The sequence below is a fragment of the Vibrio sp. Vb0888 genome (assembly GCF_033338835.1).
GTDB lineage: Bacteria > Pseudomonadota > Gammaproteobacteria > Enterobacterales > Vibrionaceae > Vibrio > Vibrio alginolyticus.
Map to the genome: position 1 here is coordinate 1 of NZ_JAWOTL010000214.1, position 1,192 is coordinate 1,192.

General features: G+C 43.5%; 2 protein-coding genes. One reads left to right on the forward strand and one right to left on the reverse strand.

Going from position 1 to position 1,192, the window contains the following annotated elements:
• Positions 1–646 (reverse strand): LysR family transcriptional regulator ArgP (locus R7P72_RS25115; protein WP_318110973.1); only part of this gene is annotated, 646 nt, incomplete at its 3' end.
• A gap of 139 nt (positions 647–785) precedes the next feature.
• Here R7P72_RS25115 and R7P72_RS25120 point away from each other — a divergent pair.
• Positions 786–1,192: LysE/ArgO family amino acid transporter (locus R7P72_RS25120; protein WP_318110974.1), on the forward strand; the 407-nt coding region annotated here is incomplete at its 3' end.

Below are 1,192 nucleotides of genomic sequence, written 5' to 3' on the forward strand. Positions count from 1 at the left end.
CAGGACGCACATTGAAATGCTCCGTGAGAAACTTTTTATGTAAGTCATCATACTGATCGTAGGAAACCGCTGGCGCCTTTGCTAAGGTCTGATTGTTTACACCTTCAGAAAAGTAACGCTGATAAAACTCAGGGGTAGCCACACAAACGTAATCAATTCGTCCTAAGTAATCGGCGCGACAATTTGGTATCGCTTGAGACTCTAAACTGATCGCCCCTGCGACCTCACCACTTTTCAGTTTTTCTATTGAACGTGATTCACCGTAAATCGTCAGCTTCAACTCTACTTGACGAGTTTTCATGACGTCTTGCAAAGCAGGCAGTAACCACGTAGCCAAACTGTCGGCGTTAGTAGCCAAAGACAGTTGCACTGGGCGCGTTGTAGTATCGTTTTTGATCTCAGGTAAAATTTCGTGCTCTAGCAACCGAACTCGGCGGTAAAGCCCCAATAGTTTTTTCCCAATGGGAGTTGGCTTGGGTGGCTGCTCTCGAATTAACACAGGTTGCGCCAAGAATTTTTCGAGCTGTTTAATACGCTGCGAAATGGCAGATTGTGAGACAAACAGATGCTCAGCAGCTCGTTCAAAACTGCCTTGATAAACAACGGCATCCAAGGCTTCTATCCATTTGTAATCCAACCCTCGCATTCACTTTCTCCCAAAAACCCAACACCAAACCACTAAATAAGTAACTCTAATAATATATTAAAATCATTAATTATACTTATTTAACCAAAGCCATTATCTTTCCCCTCTCTGTCGTTTTCTTAATTATTTGAGGTGTATTGTGAGCTTTTGGGTTTTATTGCAAGGATTTGGTTTAGGGGCATCGATGATCATTCCGATCGGAGCACAAAATGCGTATGTCTTGAATCAAGGCATAAAGCGCAATCACCACCTGACGACAGCCACTATTTGTAGCGTCCTAGATATGATCTTCATTTCTCTAGGTATCTTTGGTGGTGGTGCTATTCTGTCTCAAAATGAAATCCTACTGACATCGGTGACGCTTGGTGGTATTGCCTTCCTGAGCTTCTATGGACTACTTTCGCTTAAAAGCGCATTCAAGCCAGAGAATGAATCGGAATCAAAAGGGGAAGTCGTAGCTCGTGGACGCCGAACGGTCATTTTAGGCGCATTAGCTGTCACCGTGCTCAACCCACATTTGTACTTAGATACCGTTGTTATCTTAGG